Raw genomic sequence first — 18,808 nt, forward strand, 5'->3', positions numbered from 1 at the left:
GTTTGGTGGACGTATGTGCCGACTGCCCGGGATAGCGGACGACGACTTTTGTGGTGGGCAGGAAATATATAGAGAAATCTTGTCGCGTCGTACCGGGTAAACCCTTCATTTCCGCAGAAATCAGTGCATTGGGCGGAAGGTCGAGCCGGCGACATTCCCCTCAGCCCCGTGTCGGGGGCGATTCAGACATGGCCTCTCCATGCCAGGTCGGATACTGATGCCCTCTGAAACGTCGGGCGCCATGGGGCCGGTGTAGTATCGAGCCAGCCGTCCGCAGTGCGGACGCGTTCGGACTTTGCAGGAGTGGCTCGTGGCGTTGCGCAGGCTTTTTTCCCTACGGTTGTTGGCGGCGGTCATGGTGACCGCCGCGTCCGGCGCGGCGTATGCCGGTGTGTGCGATGCGCCCTTCATGCATGAAGGCGGCCGCGTCCAGCTGACCGGCAAGGGCAACATCGCCCTGGGCGCCGACCTCAATTTCGCCGAGGTCTCCAAGCAAGGCGGCAGCCAGTGCCGCGCGCGCGTCACGGGCGTGGCCTCGTTCGGCTATGCCGGCCTGCCGCCCGGCAAATCGCAGCTCGACTACCTGATGACGGTGAAGAACGGCCAGGCCGCTTTCGTGCGGTACGACCGTGCGGGCGAGAAGCCCGTCGACGAAGGCCAGTTCGACCTGCGCATGCTGGGCCTGTTTGCCTATGACCAGGTCACCGGCGAGGGCCAGCGCCTGCCGGGCGCCTCGTACCGCCTGAATATCGGCCGCGACGCCCCGGTGGGCGGCCGGCCCAGCACGACGGTGCGCATCGGCGAGAAGCGGGTGGGCAAGCGCCAGACGCTGGACACGCCGCTGGGCAGCTATTCGTGCTGGCCCATCACTTATACGCGCGACACCGATCCCACCATGGCGACGTTCAAGGGCGTCACCCTGCCCATCCCCGGCCTGAACACGACGGTGACCGACTGGTTCTGCCCCAAGGTCGACATGGTGATGCGACAGGACATCGATCAGGGCGGCATGAAATCCGCCGTCGAAATCACGCAGATGAAGTAGCACACCGTAGCAAGGCTGTCCCCGCTTTCGGGCATGCCGCTGGTATGATGGGTTTGCCCCGGAACGTCATCAAGGAGCTCTGCCATGAATTCGAGAAGATCCGAAGAAATCGCCAAAGAGAAAGAAAAACTGATCGACAGCGTAAAGAGCAGCCTGACTGATGCCGAGAACCTGCTGCGCGAAGCCGCCGGCAGCACCGGCGACAAGGCCGCCGAGCTGCGCGACCGCGCCATGACGTCCCTCAAGCGCACTCGCGAGGCGCTGTACGACGCGCAGGACGCCGTGATGGAACGCGGACGCCGCGCCGCCCGCGCCACCGACGACTACGTGCATGACAACCCCTGGCAAGCCATTACCATCGCGGGCGTGACCGGCCTGCTGTTGGGCTTGCTGATCAGCCGCCGATAGCGCGCTGGCCGGCCATCGCGGCCGGCCGCGTGCATGCTGGCTCCCATCATGGGCCTGCGCAGATCTGTCCTCGGCGTTGCCTCCAGTCTGGTCGGGCTGCTGCGCACACGCCTCGAATTGTTCGGCCTCGAAGCGGCCGAAGAAAAATCCCGCCTGCTCAAGCTGTTGGGCATGGCCTTCGGATCCCTGCTGTTCCTCACGCTCGCCGTGCTGGTGGTCACCATCGCCATCGCGGTGGCCGTCTGGCCCACCGAGCAGCGTTACCTGGCGCTGGCTTGCCTGGCCGCCGTCTATGCCCTCATCGGCGTGGGTCTGCTGCTGGCCGTGCGACGCCTGCTGGTGGAAGACCCGGCGCCGTTCTCGGCAACGCTCGACGCGCTGGAGCGCGACGTGGCGATGCTCGAGCGCGTCCGAGTGGACGAGGACGAAGAGCAGGAAGGCCAGGCTCCGGCCGGGCACGTTCAGGAGCGCTGACATGGCACGCATATCCCCCGCCGTCGAACGCCAGGTGCGTATCGAGATGCTGCGCGCCCGGGCCACCCTGGAACGCGAAACCCTGGCCCAGCGCCTGATCGAGACCGGTCACGGGCTCGAGCCGTCCAACCTGTTGCGCAGCCTGCTCCCCGCCGGACTTCGCGGCGGCGGCGCCGGCGGCCGTGGCGGCAAGCCGGGCGGCGGTTCGTCCACGCTGTGGCAGGTGGTATCGCTGGCGCGGCGCTTTCCCATGGTCACCTCCACCCTGTCCTCATTCGTGCTGGGCGCGGCCAAGGGCCGCGGCGGCATTCTGAAAGTGGCGGGGATGGGCCTGGCCGGCTACCAGCTCTACAAGGCCTGGCGGGGAATGACGCACAAGGATGCGCCCGCCATGCAGGCGCAGTCGCTCAGAAGAGGCCGTACTTACAAGACCCGGTAAGACATCGGCGGGCCGAGTGCCCGCCGATCTTCTTTCTACAGACCCAGTTCGCCCCACATCGCGTCGACGCGGCGCTTCACGTCCTCGTCCATGCGTATGGGAGTGCCCCATTCGCGGTCGGTCTCGCCCGGCCACTTGTTGGTGGCGTCCATGCCCATCTTGCCGCCCAGGCCCGACACGGGCGAGGCGAAGTCCAGGTAGTCGATGGGCGTGCGCTCGACCAGCACGGTGTCGCGCACCGGGTCCATGCGCGTGGTCATGGCCCATACCACCTCTTGCCAGTCCCGCGGATCGATGTCCTCGTCCACCACCACGATGAACTTCGTGTACATGAACTGGCGCAGGATGCTCCACAGGCCGAACATCACGCGCTTGGCGTGGCCCGCGTACTGCTTGCGGATCGAAACCACGGCCAGGCGATAGCTGCAGCCCTCGGGCGGCAGGTAGAAATCGACGATCTCGGGCAACTGCCGCCGCAGCAGCGGCACGAACACTTCGTTCAGCGCCACGCCCAGCACCGCCGGCTCGTCGGGCGGCTTGCCCGTGTAAGTGGAGTGATAGATGGGCGCGCGCCGCATGGTGATGCGGTCCACCGTGAACACCGGGAACCAGTCCTGCTCGTTGTAGTAGCCGGTATGGTCGCCATACGGGCCTTCGAGCGCCATCTCGTAGCCGGTGTCCGGCGGAGGATTCACGCCCGACGGCACGGCGGGCTGCACCGCGCGCGGGTCGCCGGACGGCAGCAGATGGCCTTCCAGCACGATCTCCGCCCAGGCCGGCACCGACAGTTCGCTGCCCAGCGCCTGCGCGACCTCGGTGCGCGAGCCGCGCAGCAGGCCGGCGAATTGGTATTCGGACAAGGTGTCGGGCACCGGGGTGACGGCGCCCAGGATGGTGGCGGGATCGGCGCCCAGCGCCACCGCCACCGGAAACGGCGTGCCTGGATGGGCTTGTGCGTGGTCGCGGAAGTCCAGCGCGCCGCCGCGATGCGACAGCCAGCGCATGATCAGCTTGTTGCGCGCGATGGGCTGTTGCCGGTAGATGCCCAGATTCTGGCGGCGCGCGTTGGGGCCGCGCGTGATCACCAGGCCCCACGTCAGCAGCGGCGCCACGTCCCCCGGCCAGCAGGTCTGGATGGGCAGGCGCGCCAGGTCGACGTCGTCGCCTTCCCACACGATCTCCTGGCAGGCCGGGCCGCGCACGCGCTTGGGCGCCATGTCCCACAGGGCCGCCTTCAGCATCGACACCTTGGCGAAGGCATCGCGCAGGCCCTTGGGCGGTTCGGGCTCGCGCAGCGAGGCCAGCAGTTCTCCGGTCTCGCGCAGCGCGCCCACGTCTTCGGCGCCCATGCCCCAGGCCACGCGGCGCGGCGTACCGAACAGGTTGGCCAGCACCGGCATCTGCGCCGGCGCATCGCCGTGGCGCGCGTTCTCGAACAACAGCGCGGGGCCGCCCGCGCGCAGCACGCGGTCGGCAATCTCGGTCATTTCGAGGCGCGTGGACACGGGCGCGGCGATGCGCTTGAGTTCGCCGCGAGCTTCAAGCTGGGCAAGAAAATCTCGGAGGTCTCGGTACTTCACGGATGGGGCCTGCCAATTTGGTTACATATGTGTCCGGGATCAAAGGTTAACATCCACCCCTTCACTTCTCTACGCAGGAGGTCGCCATGCCCGATGCGTCAGTGGCCGCCGTACACCGGCTGGCCCAAGGAGTGCACCGCCAACTGGCTGAATGGCTGCGCATCTGTTCCGTTTATCTCGGCATTGCGGTCATTGTCACGGTCAGCATGGGATTCGCGTTGCCTGGTCTGCGAGACCAGGCGCTGCAGGTGCACAAAGCCTTGCTGACCGCCCTGGCTCCTACATCCGCGCAATCCGCTCTGGAGTCCGATCCAGCCCCCGAGACGGGGCTCGAAGCCGCAACCGCCGTCGCCATGGCGGTGCCCGCCGCCCCCGCCAGCAACGCCACCGGCCTGCTGGGGCCGTTGGGTGCGGACAAACCCGCCGTCGCCGTGAAGGCCGCGGCCGCAGCAAAACGTCTTCCGCCCGGAACGTCCGGGTCGCAGATCGAGGCGCTGCGCAACTACATCTCGCGCAAGTACAAGGTGGCCTATGATGCCACGGGCGTGCTGGTGAATACCGCGTACCGCGTCGGCCGCGAGCAAAGCATCGATCCGCTGCTGCTGCTGGCCGTCATCGCGATCGAGTCGCGCTACAACCCGTTCGCCGAAAGCCCGGTGGGCGCGCAGGGCCTGATGCAGGTGATGACCCGCGTGCACAAGGACAAGTTCGAGGCGCTGGCCGAGACCGGCAGGCCCGGCGGCGCGCTGGATCCCGTGTCGAACATCCACGTCGGCACCACCATCCTGCGCGACTGCATCGATCGCCGCGGCTCGGTCACGGGCGGCCTGGCGTGCTATGTCGGCGCCTCCGGCCCGGACGACAACGGCTACGGCGCCAAGGTGCAGGCCGAACGCCGCCGCCTCGCGCTGGCATCGGGCATCGCGCTGGCGCGCGACTGACCCGTCTTTGCGCGGGCCTGCCCGGCAGGCCCACATTCGCGTTCGAATGACCCGCCGCGCACGCGCGTGCTACAGCACGCGCGCCATGCGCGCGACGGCCTCCTGCAGGCGGTCCAGTCCCGTGGCGTACGAAAAGCGCATGGTATGGGCGCCGTGCGCCGGGCCGAAGTCCACGCCCGGCACCGCGGCCACGCCGGCTTCCAGCAGCAGGCGCTGCGAGAATTCCCTGCTGTCCACTCCCAGACCAGCCAGGTCGGCGTAGATGTAGAACGCGCCATCCGGCCGCACCGGCACCGGCAGGCCCAGCCGCTCGAATTCCGGCAGCAGGTAGTCGCGGCGCTGGCGGAAGGCCTCGCGGCGCTGCTCATAGATCTTCATGGTGGCTGGCGCGAAGCACGCCAGCGCGGCATGCTGCGCCAGCGTCGGCGCGCAGATGGCCAGGCTGCCCGCCATCTTCTCGACGGTGGCCGCGATGGAGGCGGGCACGATCATCCAGCCCAGGCGCCAGCCGGTCATGTGGAAGTACTTCGAGAAGCTGTTGATGATGATGACGTCGTCGTCCAGTGTCAGCGCCGAACGCGCGGCCTCGTCATAGGACAGCCCCAGGTAGATCTCGTCCACGATGGCATAGCCGCCGCGCTCGCGCACGGCCGCCAGCAACTGCGCCAGTTCGGCCGGCGCGATCGAGGTGCCGGTGGGATTGCTGGGCGACGCGACCAGCACGCCCTGGGTGGCCGGGCCCCAGTGTTCGCGCACGTCCTGCGCCGACAACTGAAAGCGCTTGGCCGCGCTGCTGGGAATCAGCCGTGGCCGGCCGCCCGCGGACAGCACGAAGTTGCCGTTGGCCGGGTAGGACGGATCGGGCATGAGCACTTCGGCCCCGGGGTTGACCAGCGCCGCGCAGGCCAGGGCCAGCGCGCCCGACGCGCCGGCGGTGACGATGACGCGCGACGGATCCACCTGCGCCCCGAACTCGCTTGCGTAGAATGCGGCGATGGCCTCGCGCAGGGGCATCAGCCCCGCGGGGGCGGAATAGCCGCTCTGGCCTGCCGCCGCGGCGCGCTGCAGCGCTTCCAGCACCTGCGGCGGGGCCGTGAAATCGGGCTCGCCTATGCCCAGGCTGATGATGTCGCGTCCGGCGGCCTGCAGGGCCTGGGCCTGCTTGAACAGCTCGACGACGTGGAAGGTGCGGAATTCTTCGGTGCGCAGGGCAAGGCGGGACATGGGGTTCATCTCGGCGAAAAAAGGATTGTAGTCATGCAGCCATCGCGGCGCGCTTTCCTGCTTGGACGACGGCCGCCCGTCACGGCCTGGGACGAGCTGCGCCTGCGCCTGGCGCGGGTGGCGCAGGGGGCGTTGCGCGATGCCGGGCCGCGCCGGGCGGTGCTGGCCGCGCACGACGCGAGCGACGTGCGCCAGGCGCGCGCGCTGTGCGCCGATTACGGCGCGGTGCTGGCCCTGGACGGCACGCCGTTGGCTCAGGCGGACCCGGACGATGCGGCGCCGCCGGTGCTGGTCGTGGACCCGGCGGGCCTGGACCGGCTGGTGCGCACGCAGTCCGGATGGCATGCCGGTCCGGGCTGCCGTGCGCATGATCTGGCGCTGTCGGGCCTGCCGCAGTTCGCCGATGCGCCGCCCGACCAGATGCTGGCAGTGTGGCTGGCCGAACAGGGCGCCTGGCCGGTGGGCGGCACCGCGGCCAGCGGCGTGCGCGATCTCGACCTGTTGCTGGCCGATGGCAGTGCGGAGACCCTGGGGCCCTTCGGGCAGGACGACCTGAGGCCGCTGCATACGGCCACGGCGCAGCGCCTGGTGCCCGCGCTGTTCCAGCTGGCGGGCACCGCCGATGCCGCGCTTTGCCTGGCTGCGGCGCGCTGGCCCGCACGCTACAGGCTGGATGCGCTGCGTCCGCGCGAACCGGCCCAGGTCAACCTGGCGCATCTGCTGCTGGGGCATGGCGGCACGCTGGCGTGGGTCGAGGGCGCGACGCTGGCGCCGCCGGCGCAAGCCGATCACCCCCGGCCGCAGGCGCCGCCGCAGGCCGGCGCGGCCATGTCGCACGCACCCGATGTGCCGCCGGATGACGGCGCTTGCCGCCCCGCGGCGCGTCGCCTGGACATGCGCGTTGCCCAGGCATTCGATCCCGCCGGCCTGTACGGCGCCGCCTGAGCCTTCCCGCGGGCCGGCTGCGGCGCTGGGGTATGTCAGGGCATGTCAGGCGGAATGGCGGGAGTAAGATAGCGCGAACCATTTCAACCTGAACCTCATATCCGCCGCAACATGGACGCCAATTTTCGCAAGGCCGCGCTCGAATACCACGAGCTGGGCCGCCCGGGAAAGATCTCGGTCACGCCCACCAAACAGCTCTCCAACCAGCGCGATCTGGCGCTGGCCTATTCGCCTGGAGTCGCGGCCGCTTGCGAAGAAATCGTCGAAGACGCGGGCAATGTGTTCCGCTACACCGGCCGCGGCAACTTGGTGGGGGTCATCACCAACGGCACGGCGGTGCTGGGGCTGGGCAACATCGGCGCGCTGGCGTCCAAGCCGGTGATGGAAGGCAAGGCGGTGCTGTTCAAGAAGTTCGCCGGCATCGACGTGTTCGACATCGAGATCAACGAATCCGATCCGGACAAGCTGGTGGACATCATCGCGGGACTGGAGCCCACGTTCGGCGGCATCAACCTCGAGGACATCAAGGCGCCGGAGTGCTTCACGGTCGAGCGCAAGCTGCGCGAGCGCATGAAGATCCCGGTGTTCCATGACGACCAGCACGGCACGGCCATCACGGTCTGTGCGGCCTTCATCAACGGCCTGAAGGTCGTGGGCAAGGACATCTCGCAGGTCAAGGTGGTCACGTCGGGCGCGGGCGCGGCGGCGCTGGCCTGCCTGGACCTGATGGTGGACCTGGGCCTGCCGCTGGAGCATGTGTGGGTGACCGACATCGAAGGCGTGGTCTACGAAGGCCGCACCACGCTCATGGATCCGGACAAGGCGCGCTACGCGAAGCGGACCGATGCGCGCAAGCTGGCCGAGGTGATCGAAGGCGCCGACGTGTTCCTGGGCCTGTCGGCCGGCGGCGTGCTCAAGCCCGAGATGGTGGCCAGGATGGCCGCGCAGCCGCTGATCCTGGCGCTGGCCAATCCCAATCCCGAGATCCTGCCGGAACTGGCGCATTCGGTGCGCGACGACGTGGTCATGGCCACGGGCCGTTCGGACTATCCGAACCAGGTCAACAACGTGCTGTGCTTTCCGTACATCTTCCGCGGCGCGCTGGACGTGGGGGCCACCACCATCACGCGCGAGATGGAGATGGCGGCGGTGTACGCCATTGCCGGCCTGGCGCAGGAAGAGCAGAACGAGGTGGTCGCCGCCGCGTACGGTACCTACGATCTGTGCTTCGGCCGTGAATATCTCATTCCCAAGCCCTTCGATCCGCGCCTGATCGTGCGCATCGCGCCGGCGGTGGCCCGTGCGGCCATGGAAGGCGGCGTGGCCACGCGGCCGCTGGCCGATCTCGACGCTTACGTCGAGCAGCTGCAGCAGTTCGTGTACCACTCGGGCGCCTTCATGAAACCGCTGTTCGGCGCGGCCAAGCGGCTGGTGCGCGAGGGCGCCAAGGCTCGCATCGTGTTCACCGAAGGCGAGGACGAGCGGGTGCTGCGCGCGGTGCAGGTGGTGGTGGACGAAGGCCTGGCCAAGCCCATCCTGGTGGGCCGCCCGTCGGTGCTGTCGGCGCGCATCGAGAAGTTCGGCCTGCGGCTGAGGCTGGGCCAGGACGTGGAAGTCACCAACCCGGAATACGACGAGCGCTTCCATCAGTACTGGACCACGTACTGGGAACTGATGTGCCGCCGCGGCATCACCAAGGAAATGGCGCGCGTCGAGATGCGCCGCCGCCTGACGCTGATCGGCGCGATGATGGTGCGCCTGGGCGATGCCGACGGCATGATCTGCGGCACGGTGGGCGCCTATCACGACCATCTGCGTTTCGTGGATGAAGTGATCGGCAAGCGCCCCGGCGCCAACACCTATGCCGCGATGAACATCCTGCTGCTGGACGAGCGCACGGTGGCGCTGGTGGACACGCACGTCAACGACGACCCCACGGCCGGGCAGATCGCCGAATTCACGGTGGCGGCCGCGCGCCAGATGACGGAGCTGAATCTCGCCCCCAAGGTGGCGCTGCTGTCGCGTTCCAACTTCGGCACCGGCAGCTCGGCGTCCGGCGCCAAGATGCGCGAGGCGCTGGAACTGGTGCGCGAGGCCGCGCCCGAACTCGAGATCGATGGCGAGATGCATGGCGACTGCGCGCTGGACGAGGCGCTGCGCCTGAAGATCCTTCCCTCGTCCACGCTGAAGGGCGAGGCCAATCTGCTGGTGTGCCCCAACGTCGATTCGGGCAACATCGCCTACAACCTGCTCAAGGCCACGGCGGGCGCCAATGTGGCGATCGGCCCCTTCCTGCTTGGCGTCAACGCGCCGGTAGGCATCCTGACTTCCAGCGCCACCGTGCGTCGCATCATCAACATGACTGCGTTGACCGTCATCGACGCCAACCGCGCCGCGATGCCCGCCGCCTGAGCTACGTGGGCGGGCCTCGCGTCAGCGGCGGAACCACATGATGGACAGGGTGCAGGCGGTCACCAGCAATAGCGCGGCCACGGCGGCGAGCAGCGCGCCGATCTCGGTCTCGCGGCGTTCCAGCGCCAGGCGCGTACTGAGCTTGCGATAGACCTGGCCCAGGTCGGCGGCCGAGTCGGCCTGGAAGTACTCGCCGTCCGTCAGTGCGGCGACCGCCCGCAGCGCGGTCTCGTCCAGCTGCATGTAGTACGACCAGCCATCGTCGGCGGAAGGGCCGTTTCTCGGCTTGCCGAAGCCCACGGTGTAGACGCGCACGCCGCGCTCGGCGGCGAGGCGGGCGGCGTCCACGGGGTCCGGGCCCACGGTGCGGCGGCCGTCGCTCAGCAGGATGATCGCGCCGTTCGTGTACGAGCCCGGCTTGGCCGGTGGCCGCTCGGCCGGCGGGCCCGGCTTGTTGGATCCCTGTCCCAGCGGCAGCGCGTCGCGCCCCGGGCGCGGCGGCGCGGCGCCCGGGTCCATGGCGGCGGCATCGATGCCGTCCTCGGGAAACAGCGTGGCCAAGGCCAGCAGCAGGCCGCTGCCGGTGGCGGTGCCGCGCTGCAGTTCGAAGCGATCGATGGCGTCGATCATGTCCTGCTTGATGTCGGTGGGGGCCTGCACCAGCGTGGCGGCCGCCGCGAACGCGACGATGCCCATGCGTGCGCTGGCCGGCAGCTCGGCCACGAAACCGCGCGCCGCCTGCTGCGCGGCCACCATGCGGCTGGGTGGGATGTCCTGGGCTTCCATGCTGCGCGACACGTCCATGGCCAGCACCAGCGTATAGGTGTCGGACGGCAGGGTGACCGTGGCGCTCGGACGTGCGCAGGCCAGCAGCGCCGCGCCCAGCGCCAACAGGAACAGCGCGGGAGGAATGTGCCGCCGCACCCGGTGGCCGGGACCCAGCGCCGCGCGCGGCAGGGAGAGGCTGGCGTAGACCACCGCGGCCTTCTTGCGCCGTGACAGCACGTACACGTAGGCGCCTGCAAGCACGGGCAGCGCGAGCAGCAGCCAGAGCATTTCCGGCCAGAGAAACTGCATGCAGTGCTCCTTGGCGCGTGGATGGGACGATGGTACTGTACTTCCACGGCGGCGCGGAGCTTCGGCGGCGATGAAACGGGTTGCAATCTACGGATGGGCGGCGGCAGGGCTGGTGCTGGCTTTCGCCGCGGGGATAGCCTGCACCTGGCTGGTGCAACCAGACCCGCGCACCCTCACGCAAGAGGACATCGACTCCGCCGTCATGCACACGCTGCAGACCAAAAGCCTGCCCTCGCGTGCCGCCCGCGCGGCCGCGGTGGTCCATCCTTCGGTGGTACTCATCCAGGGCTACCCCGACGGGGCTCCCGCGGCGCCCGACGCGGCCGCGCCGCGGCATGGCTCGCCACCGCCCGCCGACAGCCAGCCGCCCGGCTCGCCGGGCCAGCCCGCCGACCCCGGCGCCGCCCGCGATCCGCCCGCCGAACCCCAGGCCATGATGCGCAACGTCGGAACGGGTGTGGTCGTCACCGACGAAGGCATGATCCTGACCAATCATCATGTCGTCGCGGGGGCCAGCCGCCTGGTCGTCACGTTCTCCGACGGCATGGAATCCGAGGCCATGCTGGTCAGCGTCATGCCCGAGAAAGACCTGGCGGTGCTGCGCGCCAAAACCATCCCCGACGACCTGCCGGCTGCCACGCTGGGCTCCAGCCGCGGTCTCGCGCCGGGCGACGAGGTCGTGGCGATAGGCTTTCCGTTCGGCATCGGTCCTTCGGTGTCGGCCGGCGTGGTGTCAGGCCTGAACCGCGAGTTCGCCTCGCCCGAGAACAAGCAGAACCTCTCGGGCCTGATCCAGTTCGATGCCGCGGCCAATCCGGGCAACTCCGGCGGCCCGCTCATCGACATGAACGGGGAGGTGGTGGGCATCGTCACCGCCATACTCAACCCCACCAAAAGCAGCACCTTCGTCGGCATCGGGTTCGCCACCACCATCGAAAGCGCCGGCAGCGCCGTCGGTTTCTCCCCCTTCTAGATGCGGAGCGCCATGAAAGATCCTGCCCTGAACGCCGCCGGCGGCGGCAACCTGATGGAGCGCGTGCTGTACGAGGTCAAGCGCGTGGTGGTGGGCCAGGATCACTTCCTGGAGCGGGTGTTGGTGGCCATCCTGGCGCGCGGCCACCTGCTGGTGGAGGGCGTGCCGGGCCTGGCCAAAACACTCACCGTGAATACGCTCGCGCAGACCATGCGCGGTGTCTTCAAGCGCATCCAGTTCACGCCCGACCTGCTGCCGGCAGACCTCGTCGGCACCCGCATGTACAACCAGCGCACCGGCGAATTCAGCACCGTGCTGGGACCAGTGTTCGCCAATCTGCTGCTGGCCGACGAAATCAACCGCGCGCCGGCCAAGGTGCAGAGCGCGCTGCTGGAAGTGATGCAGGAGCGGCAGGTCACCATCGCCGGCGAAACGCATCCGGTGCCCGCGCCGTTCCTCGTCATGGCCACGCAGAATCCCATCGAGACGGAGGGCACGTACCCCTTGCCCGAGGCACAGGTCGACCGCTTCATGATGAAAGTGCTGGTGGGCTATCCCAGCGAAGACGAAGAGGTGGTCATCGTCAATCGCGTGACCGGTCCGCGCATCGCGGTCAACGCGCTGGCCACGCCGGACCAGCTGGCCGCGCTGCAGGCCGAGTGCCGCCAGGTCTATGTCGATCCGGGCCTGGTGCAGTACGCGGTGCGCATGGTGGCGGCCACGCGAAACCCCGCGCTGTGCGGCCTGGAAGAGCTGGGCCGTTATCTGTCGTACGGCGCCAGCCCGCGCGCCACCATCGGCCTGGTGGAAGGCGCGCGCGCACTGGCGCTGCTGCGCGGCCGCCACTATGCATTGCCCGAGGACGTGGTCGACCTGGTGCCCGACGTGCTGCGTCACCGCCTGGTGCTGTCGTACGAGGCCTTGTCCGATGGCGTGGATGCGGACCAGGTGATCGCGCGTCTGCTGCGCGCCATTCCCGCGCCCGAGCGGCCACTGGAATCCCATGTTCGGGTGGCGACGCAATAGCCGGGCGCGCGGCGCCGACGCGGACGCGGCGACCAAGGCCGGCCCGGATGCGCAGCGCGTGGATGCGCTGCTGCGCCGTCTCGAATGGACGGTGCTGCGCCGCCTGGACGGGTTGCTGCAGGGCGACTACCGCACGCTGCTGCGCGGCTTCGGCCTGGATCTGGCCGACCTGCGCGAATACCGGCCCGGCGACGACGTGCGCCACATCGATTGGAACGCCACGGCCAGGCTGGCGACGCCACAGGTGCGCGAGTTCCAGGAGGACAGGGAAGTGGCCGCGTGGTTCCTCCTGGATCTGAGCGGCTCGGTGGATTTCGGCTCGGGCACGGTGCGCAAGCGCGCCCTGCTGGAAGAGTTCACCGCGGTGATGGCCCGCGTGCTGGTGCGCCATGGCAACCGGGTGGGCGCGGTCCTGTACGGCGGCGCGGCGGTGACCCCCGTGGTGGTGCCCGCCTGCGCCGGGCGACGCCATCTGCTGCACATGCTGTCGCGCATGCGCGCCACCCGGGCCGCGGCCGCATCGCGCTCTGGCGCCACCCGGCTGGGCGAGCTGCTGGTCCGCGCCCAGTCGGCCGCGACGCGGCGCGGCGTGATGTTCGTCGTGTCGGACTTCATCAGCGAACCCGGATGGGAGATGCCGCTGAGCATGCTGGCGCGCCACCACGAAGTCGTGGCGGTGCGGCTGGTCGACCCGCTGGAGCTGGCCTTGCCGGACCTCGGCCTGATGGTGCTGCAGGACGCCGAAAGCGGCGAGCAGATGTTCGTCGATACCCAGGACGCGGCTTTCCGCAAGCGCTTCGCGCACGCGGCGCAGGCACGCGAGGCCGCGTTGCAGCAAGCCTGCGCGCGGGCCGGCGTGGATTGCCTGGCCCTGTCCACCGATGCCAGGCTGGACCTGGAACTGCTGCGCTTCGCGCGCCGTCGCCGGCGCGGCGGCGCGAAGGCGGTCAGCGCTGTGGCGCCTGCCTCCGGACCAGGGCCGCGCGCCGACTCGAGGGCCTACCCGTGAGCGCGCTGCCCGAGTTCAGCTTCCTGTGGCCGCGCGTGTTGTGGCTGCTGCTCTGCGTGCCGCTGTTGTTGGCCTGGTACGTGCGCCACGAACGTCGCCGTCGGCGCGGCGCCTTGCGCTATCCCGCGCTGCAGGCGACGGGGCTGACGATACGCGCGGGCGCGCCGTGGCGCAGGCATCTGCCGCCCGCGCTGGTTCTGCTGGGCGTGGCGGCGCTGATCGTCGCGACGGCCCGGCCGCAGGCCATGCTGAAGCTGCCATCGCACGTAGAGACCGTGATACTGGCCATGGACATGTCGGGCAGCATGCGCGCCGAGGACGTCAAGCCCAGCCGCATGCAGGTCGCGCAGCAGGCCGCGCGTGCCTTTGTGGCGGCGCAGCCCGCCGGCGTGCGCGTCGGCCTGGTGGCGGTGGCCGGCACCGCGGCCGTCGCGCAGCCGCCGAGCCGTCGCAAGGACGAAGTGCAGGCGGCCATAGACCGCCTGCAGCCGCAGCGCGGCTCGGCGCTGGGCAACGGCCTGGTCATCGCGCTGGGTACGCTGCTGCCGCGCGCGGGCATCGACGTGACGGGCTTCATCAACATGGGCGACGGGCCGCCGGGAACGGCCGCGCCGGGCAAGCCAGGGGAGGGCGCCGGGGCATCTTCCGGGGGCCAGCCGACGCCGGAGCCGGTGGCGCCGGGTTCGTATCCGTCGGGCGCCATCGTGCTGATGTCCGATGGCGAGGGCAATGCGGGCCGCGACGTGCTGCAGGCCGCCAGGCTGGCGGCCGAACACGGCGTGCGCATCTACACGGTGGGCATCGGCACCGCCGAGGGGGCCGTGCTAAACGTGGAAGGCTGGTCCTCGCGGGTGCGGCTGGATGACGCCGTGCTGAGAAAGGTGGCGGACGCTACAGGCGGCGCGTACTTCCGCGTGGAGGACGCCGAGGGCCTGAAGAAGGTGTATCGGTCGCTCGTCGCGCGGCTCGCGTACGAGCGCAGCGAGATGGTCGAGATCACCGCCTTGTTCAGCGCGCTGGGGGCCTTGCTGGCGGGGTGCGCGGCGATGCTGTCGCTGTGGTGGTTCGGCAGGGTGGCGTAGGCAGCGGCGCGGCGCGCCATCGGATCAATCGTCCGCGACGCGCCAGGCCAGTGCCGCCGCATACCCATGCGGCGCTGGCAGACGGCATGCGCGGATGGATTGCAGGTCCGGCAGCTCGGTATGAAGCTGCAACGCCTCTCCCATGCCCGCCGAGATCCGCACGCGCCGCAGATGGTCGGCGATGCCGGTCCCCGCCGCCTTCAGTACGGCCTCCTTGGCAGTCCAGTGCATGATCAGCGCGGCAAGCGGGTCCTGCGCGCGGCGTATCGCGTCGGCTTCGTCGTCATCGCACGCCAGCGTCAACCATGGCGGCAGCGGCCCCGCGGGCAGGCAGCGTTCGATATCGATGCCCAGCGATGATGTGGCGGGCGATGCGGCCGCGGTATCGGCCACGGCCAGGTAGGCGTGGTCTCCCGCGTGCGAAAGATTGAAGGCCGGCCCGTGCGCCAGGTCGGGCTTGCCCTGCGGGCCGGCGAACAACGGCACGTCGGCCGCCGCGATGCCGAGCGTGTTACCCAACAGCCTGCGCAGCGCGGCGCGGGCCTGGACATGGCGGCGCCGGTCGGCGGGCTGGCGATAGCGCGCGGCGCGCACGTGTTCATCCTGCGTCAGCACGTGCAGGTCGTCGGGGTGGTCGTGCTCGAGGTCCAACGGCAGGTGCCAGACGACCACGCCCGCCGGTGTTCCGGCGGGCGTGACGATGCGGACGGGTTCGACCATCCGCGTCGCCTCAGTAGCGCGCGCGCAGCGTCACCATGACGGCGGCGGGTTCACCGAAGATGTTCTGCTGGTTCGGGTTGCCGATCGTCGTGTAGTACTTGCGGTCGAATATGTTGTACGCGTTGATCGCGCCCTCGATGTTCTTGGTGAACTGGTAAGCGGCCATCAGGTCGACCGTGGCGTAGCCGCCCTGGCGAAGCGTGCCGCGCGCGGCGCCCACCGGGAACGTGGTGTAGAAGCTGCTCGACACGTTCACGCCGCCGCCCACCTTGAATTTGTTGAACTGGCCGGGAAGACGATAGTCGGTCCACAGGCGGAACAGATGCTTCGGCGCGATTGCGGTCATCGAGCTGTCGTAGCCGCCATTGCTCATGACGTCGACGTCGGTGTAGGTGTAGCCAGCGTAGATGTTCCAGTTGGGCTGGATCTTGCCGGAGGCCTGCAGTTCGAAGCCTTGCGACTTTGTCTTGCCGTTCGCCGAGTACGTGTTGGCCGAATTGACATCCAGCTGCGCGCGGTTTTCGTCGCGGATCTGGAACGCCGAGAGCGATGCCTGCAGCAGGCCCTCCATGTACTCGCCCTTGATGCCCACTTCGTACTGCTTGCCCGTCAAGGGCTCGAGGATGTCGCCGGAGGCTGTGCTGAAATTCGGTTGCGGCTGGAACACTTCGGTGTAGCTGCCGTACAGCGCGTATGTGCGGTTGATGTCGTAGATCAGGCTGACCGTGGGGGAGAACTTGGCCGAGTATTCGGCGTCCGTGGAGCGGGCGGTGGTCGCGGTGCGGGATTCGCGTTCGATCTGCCACCAGTCCACTCGGCCGCCGGCGACCAAGGTCAACGGATCGGCTAGCTTGAAGCGGCCGTTGGCGTACAAGCCCCATTGGCGCGTGCGTGCCGTCGTGCCGTTGTTGTATTCGTAGTTCAGGCTGGGAAAGTCGGATACCGGATTGGTGACGTCGACGGGCTGGATCCAGTTGGGGACCGGATACTCCCAGTCGTTGTTGAATCGCTGGTCGGAAAAGTTGGTGCCGAACGTCAGCGTGTGTTCGCGGCCGAAGGCTGCCAGCGGTCCGGACACGTACGCGTCCACCGAGTTCTGGCGCTGTGTGGCCGGACCCTTGGCGGACCGCAGCCTGGTGAGGTTCGTGACCGGGTTGATCGCGCCCTGGGCATAGGCCTGATCACGCGTCAGGTCGCTGCGCACGGCGCGGGCGGAAAGCTTGGACGACCAGCCGTTGTCGAACTTGCTTTGCAGTTCGCCGAAGACTTCGTTGTCGCGGAACACATCTTCGCTCCATTCGGCGCCCAGGAACGTCGAGCGCGGGATGTCGGCGAGCCAGGCGTTGGGACGGGCCGGATTGCTCACGTCGGCGTAGGCAGGAAGCGACCACATCGAGGCATCGATGTGGCGTCGTTGCGAGCTGCCGCCCAGCGTGACGGTGGTGCTGGGGGTGATGTCGTAGTCGACGATGCCATAGATGGCGGTGTGCCGTTCATTGGTCTTGTCGAAGAAAAAGTCGCGGTTCTGGTAGACCCCCACCAGCCGGCCCCGCAGCGAGCCGTCGCTGTTCAGCGGCGAGCTGATGTCGGCCATGCTGCGGAAGTTGTCCCACGATCCGGCGCCGAGCTCGCCCTGGAACGCGAAGTCCTTGGTGGGACGCTTGCGCACCAGGTTGATCACGCCGCCCAGGCCGCCCGCGCCGTTGTACAGGCCCGACGGACCCTTCAGCACTTCCACGCGTTCGTACAGCGCCAGGTCGCCCGACGACATCATGCGCCAGTCGTACTGCGTGGGAACGCCGTCGAACTGGTAACTCGTGATGGGGAAGCCGCGCGAGTGATAGATGCTGCGGCTGTAGTCGCGCTTTTCCACGACCACGCCCGGCGTGTTGCGCATGGCGTCGTCCACCGAGGTCATGCCCTGCGCCTGGATCTGCGGTTGCGAGATGGTGCTGATGGTCTGCGGAATTTCGCGTTGGGTCAGCGCGGTCTTGGAGCCCACCGTGGTCGGCGGATTCTGCCGGACTGCCTCGTCGCTGGCGTCCCCCGTCACGGAGATCGGGCTGAGCGTCGACACGTTGGACTGCGCCTGGGTCTGGGCCTGTGCCTGGGCGGCGAGGGCGGACAGCGCGAGTGCGCAGAAGATGTTCAGCCGGCGGATGGAAAAGGACGAAGGAAGAAGAGGGGACGACAGACGATCGATGTTCATGGGCTGTTTTTGAGGATAGGATTCATAACGGAACTGAGAATCACTGCCATTTGTGGAACAGGATTTTTAATTGTTTTTCAGATTTATGCAAGCACTGCTTGGGCCGCAAAGTACGCATTTTCGTGTCTCGAAATGGTCACGTGATTTCTGCAAATTAGCGGCACAGGCCATGAATTCCGGGGTAACGCCGACCAATTAGCGTAGTAGAGGCAGATCTGATACCCATTCTTACATTGGAATCGCGAACGATTTGCGTTAGTATTTGCAATGTAGCGGCATTCATCGGAGAGGAGGTTTCGCATGAGTTTCGACCGGGACGACATCACTTTTCACGTGGTGATCAACGACGAAGACCAATACTCCATCTGGCCCGACTTCAAACCGGTGCCGACAGGGTGGCGAGCGACCGATTTCAGCGGTGACAAGGCTGCCTGCCTGGCGCATATCGAAGCACTGTGGACCGACATGCGTCCCGCCAGCCTGCGCCGCTTCATGGACGACGGCGAATCGGTCCCCGCCTGATGCCCGCTTTTACGCTTTACTGCCTGCCCTGCGCCGGCGCCAGCGCCACGATGTATCAGCGCTGGCGCCGCCAGGTGCCGTCCTGGCTGGCCATCGAACCGGTGGAGCTGCCTGGGCGGGGCAGGAGGCTGAACGAAGCGCCGATCGCGCGCATGGATGCGCTGGTCGATGCGCTGGCTCCCGAATGGTTGGGCCGGCTGCAGACGCCGTACGCGCTGCTGGGCATGAGCATGGGCGCGCTGATCGCATACGAGTTCGCGCTGCTCGCGGCGCGCGGCGGGCGCCCGCCGCAGGCCCTGTTCGTCGCGGCCAGCGCCGCGCCGGGCACGCGGGAAGACGCGGCACGGGCAGCGCTGGAAAGCGAGGCCGAACTGATCGCCGAAATGCGGGCACTGGGCGGAACCTCCGAGGCGGTGTTCGCCGAGCCCGAGTTGCTTGGGCCGGCGCTTGCCGCGCTGAAGGCCGACTTCCGCGTGTGCGCCAGCGCGCGGGCAGCCTTGGGTCCGGCGCTCGACTGCCCGATGCACGTGTACGGCGGACGCGAGGACCGGATTTCGCAGTCGCAATTATTGGCATGGCAGCACGCCACCACATCCACCTGTACGCTCACCTGGTTGGCGGGCGGACATTTCTTCATGCGCGAGCAGGAAAGCGATTTCCTGCGGCACGTCGTGACTGCCATCGGGCTATAGCTGTTCCGATCGCATTCCGGCGGCTTTACC

General features: G+C 68.3%; 18 protein-coding genes. 13 read left to right on the forward strand and 5 right to left on the reverse strand.

The window, feature by feature from the left end:
* Positions 1 to 355: 355 nt before the first annotated feature.
* From CAL15_RS06045 to CAL15_RS06060, 4 genes are all read left to right on the forward strand, one after another.
* Positions 356 to 1,045 carry a hypothetical protein gene (locus CAL15_RS06045; RefSeq protein WP_086077751.1) on the forward strand — a complete coding sequence of 230 codons (690 nt, stop codon included), beginning with the start codon at positions 356 to 358 and terminating at the stop codon, positions 1,043 to 1,045.
* A gap of 84 nt (positions 1,046 to 1,129) precedes the next feature.
* Positions 1,130 to 1,453 carry a DUF883 family protein gene (locus tag CAL15_RS06050; RefSeq protein ID WP_086077752.1) on the forward strand — a complete coding sequence of 108 codons (324 nt, stop codon included), beginning with the start codon at positions 1,130 to 1,132 and terminating at the stop codon, positions 1,451 to 1,453.
* A 48-nt stretch (positions 1,454 to 1,501) separates the two neighbouring features.
* On the forward strand, positions 1,502 to 1,927 hold the full coding sequence (locus CAL15_RS06055) for a phage holin family protein (RefSeq protein WP_086080957.1): 426 nt from the start codon (positions 1,502 to 1,504) through the stop codon (positions 1,925 to 1,927).
* 1 nt (position 1,928) lies between these two features.
* Entirely contained in the window at positions 1,929 to 2,366 is a 438-nt protein-coding gene (locus CAL15_RS06060) for a hypothetical protein (RefSeq protein ID WP_086077753.1), read from the forward strand.
* 35 nt (positions 2,367 to 2,401) lie between these two features.
* Here the strand turns inward: CAL15_RS06060 and CAL15_RS06065 are convergent, their stop codons facing one another.
* Positions 2,402 to 3,946, reverse strand: a complete 1,545-nt coding sequence (locus CAL15_RS06065; RefSeq protein WP_086077754.1) for a UbiD family decarboxylase — start codon at positions 3,944 to 3,946, stop codon at positions 2,402 to 2,404.
* Between the two features lie 86 nt (positions 3,947 to 4,032).
* On the opposite strand from CAL15_RS06065, the gene CAL15_RS06070 reads away from it, so the two are divergent.
* The gene (locus CAL15_RS06070; RefSeq protein ID WP_086077755.1) at positions 4,033 to 4,887 is read left to right on the forward strand and encodes a lytic transglycosylase domain-containing protein; all 855 of its coding nucleotides are present in this window, start codon (positions 4,033 to 4,035) and stop codon (positions 4,885 to 4,887) included.
* 69 nt (positions 4,888 to 4,956) lie between these two features.
* Here CAL15_RS06070 and CAL15_RS06075 read toward each other — a convergent pair whose 3' ends face one another.
* Complete coding sequence (locus CAL15_RS06075) at positions 4,957 to 6,111, reverse strand: pyridoxal phosphate-dependent aminotransferase (protein WP_086080958.1); 1,155 nt, start codon at positions 6,109 to 6,111, stop codon at positions 4,957 to 4,959.
* Positions 6,112 to 6,144: 33 nt separating this feature from the next.
* Between CAL15_RS06075 and CAL15_RS06080 the strand changes: the two genes are divergently transcribed.
* Positions 6,145 to 7,056 carry a hypothetical protein gene (locus CAL15_RS06080; RefSeq protein ID WP_086077756.1) on the forward strand — a complete coding sequence of 304 codons (912 nt, stop codon included), beginning with the start codon at positions 6,145 to 6,147 and terminating at the stop codon, positions 7,054 to 7,056.
* Positions 7,057 to 7,167: 111 nt separating this feature from the next.
* Positions 7,168 to 9,468: an NADP-dependent malic enzyme gene (locus tag CAL15_RS06085; protein WP_086077757.1), complete on the forward strand. Its 2,301-nt coding sequence runs from the start codon at positions 7,168 to 7,170 to the stop codon at positions 9,466 to 9,468.
* Positions 9,469 to 9,489: 21 nt separating this feature from the next.
* Here CAL15_RS06085 and CAL15_RS06090 read toward each other — a convergent pair whose 3' ends face one another.
* Positions 9,490 to 10,545 carry a VWA domain-containing protein gene (locus CAL15_RS06090; RefSeq protein ID WP_086077758.1) on the reverse strand — a complete coding sequence of 352 codons (1,056 nt, stop codon included), beginning with the start codon at positions 10,543 to 10,545 and terminating at the stop codon, positions 9,490 to 9,492.
* Between the two features lie 70 nt (positions 10,546 to 10,615).
* Here CAL15_RS06090 and CAL15_RS06095 point away from each other — a divergent pair, with 70 nt between their 5' ends.
* Genes CAL15_RS06095 through CAL15_RS06110 form a run of 4 tightly spaced genes read left to right on the forward strand, consistent with a single transcriptional unit; the run spans position 10,616 to position 14,635 of the window.
* Complete coding sequence (locus CAL15_RS06095; protein WP_086077759.1) at positions 10,616 to 11,518, forward strand: S1C family serine protease; 903 nt, start codon at positions 10,616 to 10,618, stop codon at positions 11,516 to 11,518.
* Between the two features lie 12 nt (positions 11,519 to 11,530).
* On the forward strand, positions 11,531 to 12,544 hold the full coding sequence (locus CAL15_RS06100; protein ID WP_086077760.1) for an AAA family ATPase: 1,014 nt from the start codon (positions 11,531 to 11,533) through the stop codon (positions 12,542 to 12,544).
* Positions 12,522 to 13,553: a DUF58 domain-containing protein gene (locus tag CAL15_RS06105; protein WP_086077761.1), complete on the forward strand. Its 1,032-nt coding sequence runs from the start codon at positions 12,522 to 12,524 to the stop codon at positions 13,551 to 13,553. Before CAL15_RS06100 ends, CAL15_RS06105 begins: the two co-directional genes overlap by 23 nt.
* Entirely contained in the window at positions 13,550 to 14,635 is a 1,086-nt protein-coding gene (locus CAL15_RS06110; protein ID WP_086077762.1) for a VWA domain-containing protein, read from the forward strand. The genes CAL15_RS06105 and CAL15_RS06110 overlap by 4 nt, the downstream gene beginning before the upstream one ends.
* Before the next feature lie 24 nt (positions 14,636 to 14,659).
* Here the strand turns inward: CAL15_RS06110 and CAL15_RS06115 are convergent, their stop codons facing one another.
* A complete protein-coding gene (locus tag CAL15_RS06115; RefSeq protein ID WP_086077763.1) occupies positions 14,660 to 15,355 on the reverse strand; it encodes a 4'-phosphopantetheinyl transferase family protein in 696 nt (231 codons plus the stop codon).
* 10 nt (positions 15,356 to 15,365) lie between these two features.
* Positions 15,366 to 17,564 (reverse strand): TonB-dependent siderophore receptor, encoded by a 2,199-nt coding sequence (locus tag CAL15_RS06120; protein ID WP_086077764.1) that lies wholly within the window; start codon positions 17,562 to 17,564, stop codon positions 15,366 to 15,368.
* Positions 17,565 to 17,864: 300 nt separating this feature from the next.
* Here CAL15_RS06120 and CAL15_RS06125 point away from each other — a divergent pair, with 300 nt between their 5' ends.
* Positions 17,865 to 18,086, forward strand: coding sequence for an MbtH family protein (locus CAL15_RS06125; RefSeq protein WP_086077765.1), 222 nt, complete (start codon positions 17,865 to 17,867; stop codon positions 18,084 to 18,086).
* Entirely contained in the window at positions 18,086 to 18,778 is a 693-nt protein-coding gene (locus tag CAL15_RS06130; protein ID WP_086077766.1) for a thioesterase II family protein, read from the forward strand. Before CAL15_RS06125 ends, CAL15_RS06130 begins: the two co-directional genes overlap by 1 nt.
* Positions 18,779 to 18,808: the final 30 nt, after the last annotated feature.

This window comes from Bordetella genomosp. 13 (assembly GCF_002119665.1).
Lineage (GTDB): Bacteria > Pseudomonadota > Gammaproteobacteria > Burkholderiales > Burkholderiaceae_B > Bordetella.